Annotated in this window: 3 protein-coding genes; 1 reads left to right on the top strand and 2 read right to left on the bottom strand. The window is 58.2% G+C overall.

The features are described from left to right. Window positions 1-114 precede the first annotated feature (114 nt). A complete protein-coding gene (locus PF446_RS09590) occupies window positions 115-1,521 on the bottom strand; it encodes an AsmA family protein (protein ID WP_298071204.1) in 1,407 nt (468 codons plus the stop codon). Window positions 1,522-1,966: 445 nt separating this feature from the next. Here PF446_RS09590 and PF446_RS09585 point away from each other — a divergent pair, with 445 nt between their 5' ends. Next, window positions 1,967-2,755, top strand: a complete 789-nt coding sequence (locus PF446_RS09585; protein ID WP_298071203.1) for a hypothetical protein — start codon at window positions 1,967-1,969, stop codon at window positions 2,753-2,755. 672 nt (window positions 2,756-3,427) lie between these two features. Here PF446_RS09585 and PF446_RS09580 read toward each other — a convergent pair. After that, window positions 3,428-5,044 carry a S9 family peptidase gene (locus tag PF446_RS09580; protein WP_298071202.1) on the bottom strand — a complete coding sequence of 539 codons (1,617 nt, stop codon included), beginning with the start codon at window positions 5,042-5,044 and terminating at the stop codon, window positions 3,428-3,430. Window positions 5,045-5,187 lie beyond the last annotated feature (143 nt).

Raw genomic sequence — 5,187 nt, 5'->3', positions numbered from 1 at the left:
GAGTTCCGCCCAAACTGGGCCAAAAGCGCACATTTCCAGTTTGCCGCGGGAGCGATGTTGCTCCAACATCTTCTCCAGATCGTCAAAACGGCGCATCTGCGAATAACGTCTGAATCATTCGGCAACAGACAGAGATGGGGTAGTCAGCGTGCCGGTGAGCCGCAGAGGAAACGTCAGCCGCCCATCTTTCTGATGTGCCTCCTTGAACATCCGGGCGAACAGGCTGGTAAGGAGGCCCTGTTTTTTCACAACGTTTGCGGCGCCCCGGTAGTCCAGGGCACCATCTAGCAACGATGTGTTGCCAGACCCCACCACGTCCGTGCCATAGAAGTTCACATCAATGCGTTTGCTGTAGATGTGATTGTTCCGCAGTTCCATGTCGGCGGTAAACATGGTGAATGCCGAGGCTGGCAGTGCGACGGCGCTGGCTGGGCGGAAGCGCTCCAAGGCGAGCATGCTCTGGTTTTGGTTTAGCTTCGGCAGTTCCCCCTTTCGTATCGTTATCTGCGCAGTGCCATGAATGCCCGCGAAAGGACTTGAAGTATGCTTGATCTCGCCCGCCAGGCTCAGCTTTGTCTGCATGGCTCCGGTGATCGCGGAGGTGCCATTTTGAAACTCCGCCAGCAAGTACGAAATGCCGATGCCATCCGCCTGCAGATCCGTTTTGAACACCGTATTCTTGCCGCCAAAGTTCAACAAAAAGTCGCCGCTGGCTCGTCCATGATATGTTTTTATCTGAACGTTGCTGAAGACCAGTTGCCGTGAAGTGATACGCAATTGTGACTGAAGATCCTTCATGTTAATGGAACCAAAACGTACAGTATCCGCCGCAAGATGACCTGCAAGGCCAGTTGAGTTGTCGGAGCCATCGGAAGGTTTGGGCGAGGTCGCGTTGAGCAGCGCGGAAAAATTGCCGATCTCGAGCACCACGGGCCCGGGCTTGTCATTTGGATCGATCAGGTTGGAACCAAGCAGGATCCCATTTTCAATTTGCATATTAGGGATCAACAATATCGAAAAATGCGCTGGCGCTTTCTTCGAGCCAGACGGGTTCTGGAAATTCCATAGACCGTCCGGGTCGGAAATGAAGTCGATGGTTGGCTTGTGCAAGAACAAAGACCGGATCGCGATCTGACCATGCAGAAGCGGAAGCTTTTCAATCGTGGCATCGAGCCTGGGTACGCTCAGAAAATTGCCGGATGGAAATGGCTGTGGATTTTTTATTTCGAGGCCTTGGATCTGCACCTGCAGGGTCGGGAATAGCTGGATTTGGAGGTGCTGTATGCGAACTTGCAGGCCGGTATCTCTCTGCAGGTACGCCGCGATGCTCGGAATGTAGCGGTCAGGATCGTGCATCGCATACCAGGCTGCGCCGACTGTAAGAAGCACCACGCCAACCAGAAAAACAAGACAGGCTTTTAGACGAATAGCCATACCATTCCCGATCAAATCAGGCCGAAGGGCCGTGGGCGAGCACGCAGCTAGAGCTGCCGATTTCAAAATCCATTTGTAGCGCGACAAGCAAACGACCCTTTTTTCCCAAGCGGACGTTGCGGACGTTCAGGCCCGCCGCCACGTTATGGAGACCAATGGTACTGAAAATCTGCGCTCGAAGTTCCCAATACAGTGCGTTAGTTGATCTGCAATGCCTGGGATGATTAGCAGACCGAGGAAGCGGTCGCTGTTCGGCCAAGAAGAGACGGTCAGCCACCTAAGATGTCTGCCGCAAACCGGCTGTTCGCGAGGGGCTAAAACGGGTCGACAGCGACCGTCGGGCAACCACCGCCAACCGGTCAATCGATGACCACCGGACAACGGCCGGTGAAATGTCGTCATGGTGCAACATCTTACGAAACAAAGTCGCCTTAACAAACGCTCAACATTAACGCGCCTATCATTCTCCCTGCGGCGGAACCGGGAGTCCAACGCCGCCTCAGATCCGGACTCTTGCGATTGGGGATAAACCATGAAGAAGCTACTTGTAGCGGGCTTTATGCTCGCGTTATGCCTGCCTGGGCTCGCGTTCGCGCAAAGCGCGTTCAACGGCACCTGGAAGCTGGACCCCGGCACTGTCCATTCAACCGGAGGCGAGGCAATGATCATCTCGTTGAAGGATGGCATGTACCACTGCAATTGCCATCCGCCGGTCACGGTCAAAGCCGATGGCGAGGATCATCCGGTCAAGGGTGACAAACACGTCGACACCGTCGCGATCAAGGTCGTCGACGACCACACCGTGCAGGAAACCTACAAGAAGGACAACAAGGTCATTTCCACCTCGACGATCACGGTGGCAGCGGACGGCAAGACCGCAACCAACGACTTCACCTATAGCAATGGCGCCGATCACGCGACCGGAAAAGCCGTGATGAAGCGCGTGGCCAAAGGCGCGCCTGGATCCAATGCGCTGGCCGGCTCATGGCGGCTCGATCACGTGGAGAGTGCGACCGGCACTACATACGACCCCTCTTTCAAGGTCGATGGCAACAGCGTGACTTCCAGCGACGCTGCAGGTGATTCGTACACCGCGACGATTGGCGGCAAGCCGGTGCCGAGCATGGTGAACGGCAAAGCCGATGGCACGGTGTCGGTCAAGCGCCTTGGCAAAGACACCCTGCGCGAAACCTACGCCGAGGACGGCAAGGTAACCCGCACCAGTACCATGACAATCGCGGCAGATGGCAAGACCATGAAGATGGTCGTCCACAATATAAAGAATGGCCGCACCACGACCATGACCCATGAAAAGCAGTAGTCGTCATCTTCTGTGGTGAGACGCGAAACGTCACGCCGAAGGAATTGTGAAAAAGCCCGACAAACGTCGGGCTTTTTTTGGTACGCCGGTCACGGCGCACCAGCCTGAAGGCGAAAGTCCTCTGCCCACCCGGCAAGGTGAAGAGTTAGCTAAAGGCAAGTGCGATTCGGGTGGCGCCGTTGACCGGGCTCGACCACAGGTCACTATGCCAAGGTGTGCGGGCAGACGACAAGAACCGCGGCTACCGCATCAGGGTTGCCCGCGCAGCCACTATCTTGCTGTCACTTCCGGGAAATCGCCTTCCCCAATATAGCCGTTCGCATCCGGCAGCAAAGGGTCGACCTCTGCCCTTCGCAGCTTGTTCGGCCCTCATCGAGCCTGCAAGGGCAGTCATCGGCCAAATAAGTTGATCGACTACTGCTGCTGCTTTACCGCACCGACAGCACTTTGAGGAGCGTTACCACATTCCTGGGATGACATCGCGGACAATCCGGCTCCGCTCGGGGTGTTCACACAACATTTTTTTGCGACGACAGCATATTGCGCGGATCGTCTGCCGCTGCGGGGCCGCACTCACCGTTCATAGCGCTCGAACAACTGAATGAGGCTTGGTGGCTGGATCGCAGAACATCAGTTCTACGATCCAGCCAGTGCAAGCAGGCGAAAGCCGGATCATTTCGTGGTCGCGGCCGCGAGATACTTCCCGAACCAGTCCAACGAGCGGCGCAGGATGTCGACCTGGTCGTCGTGATTGGCAATGCCGTGGCCCTGGTTGGCGTAGACGACCAGCTTGCTTGGTACGCCCAGGGTCTGCAGCGCGTGCCAGTATTCGAACGATTGTGGTGCCGGGCATTCCTCGTCGCGTTCGCCCACGACGATCAGTGCCGGAGTGTGGTCATGGGTGATGAAGTTGATCGCGGAGCTCTTCTCGTACGCCGAAGGATTCTGATACACGGACGCCCCGAAGAACGGGATCATCCAGCCGTCGATCTGGTTTTCGCCGTAATAGCTCTTCCAGTCGGAGATGCCGGCGCCGGCAACCACGGCCTTGAAGCGATTTGTCTGGGTCGGCGCAAACATGCTCATGAAGCCGCCATAGCTCCAGCCGGTCATGCCGAGGCGATTGTTGTCGACCGGCGCGATCTTCTCGACGGCGTCGATCCCGGCGAGGATGTCGTCGAGATCGCCGTAACCCATCTTGCCTGCGCCGATGTTCTGCCGCACGAAGGCTTCACCTTCGCCCGTGCTGCCACGCGGATTGGGCAGTAGCACGAAATAGCCAAAGGACGAATAGGCCGTGGCGCTGGTGCCCCAGTAAGGCAGGTTCGCGAACGTCGGACCACCGTGCACCGACACGATCAAGGGATAGGTCTTGTGCGGGTCAAAGTGTGCGGGATACAGCAGCCAGCCCTGGATCACCAGCTTGCCGTCATGCCATTGCACCGACCGGGCCTTGCCCCAGCTCGGTTTCAGCGCTGCGTTGACGGCAGTCACCGCAGGCGGTGGCTGATCACCCAGCGCGCCCAAGTACACCTCCGGTGCGCTCTCGAACGAACTGGCCGCATAGGCGATGCGGTTTGGGGCGCTCGACGAGATCGATACACCGCGCACAGCGCCGGGCAGCGTATACAACACGCGGGACGGCTGCGCCACCGAACCGGAAATCGTGTATTCGGCGATCTGCACATGGCCCAGCTTTTCCTGGGTGAACAGCAACGTGTCGGGCGTCAGGAAAGTGAACTGGTGCAGCGTGACCGGAATGCCCGGTGTCATGTCCACCACTTGCCCAGCTTGCGGAGCAACGCGATAGAGCTCGCCGGCATCCGCGCCGCGGTCGCTCATCAAGCCACCGACGGAATAAATGTATTTGCCATCCGGCGACCACGTCGGCTGCTGCATCTGCATGCCGCGCAGCGAGCCAGTAACGGTGGCCGGGTCCACCACCACTTCTGGTTTGGCGTCGACCTGGTCCTTCTGCGTGTACAACTTGGCCGACCACCAGTGGTCGTCGCCCGGAGGCGGTGCCGCGGTATATGCGATCCTGTTGCCATCGGGCGAAAAGTCGAACTCGTACACATACAAGCTCGCGGGGGTGAGGATGTTCGGGCTACCGCCGGAAGTCGGAACTTCAGCGACCCGCTCGACCTGCTCGGCCTGCTGGCCGATGACGCCTACCCGGGGGTTGCCTGACGCCGTCGCGAACGGCATCCGCGTCGCGCCCGGCACATACATGAACGCGATGCGCTGGCCACCGCGCGACCATCGCACGTCGGAGGCAAAACCGCTCAAGTCCGTCACCTTTCGCGGTGCGGCCGACGTCCCCCCAGTTTTGAGTAGCACGGCTGTTTGGAGTCCAATTCCCCAAGCAAAGGAGATTGGACGTGAAGAAACGTTTTTCCGAACAACAGATCATCGGCTTCCTGCGTGAGGCC

The sequence above is a fragment of the Oleiagrimonas sp. genome, from assembly GCF_027858935.1.
Lineage (GTDB): Bacteria > Pseudomonadota > Gammaproteobacteria > Xanthomonadales > Rhodanobacteraceae > Oleiagrimonas.
This window is presented reverse-complemented; position numbering and strand designations above follow the sequence as displayed.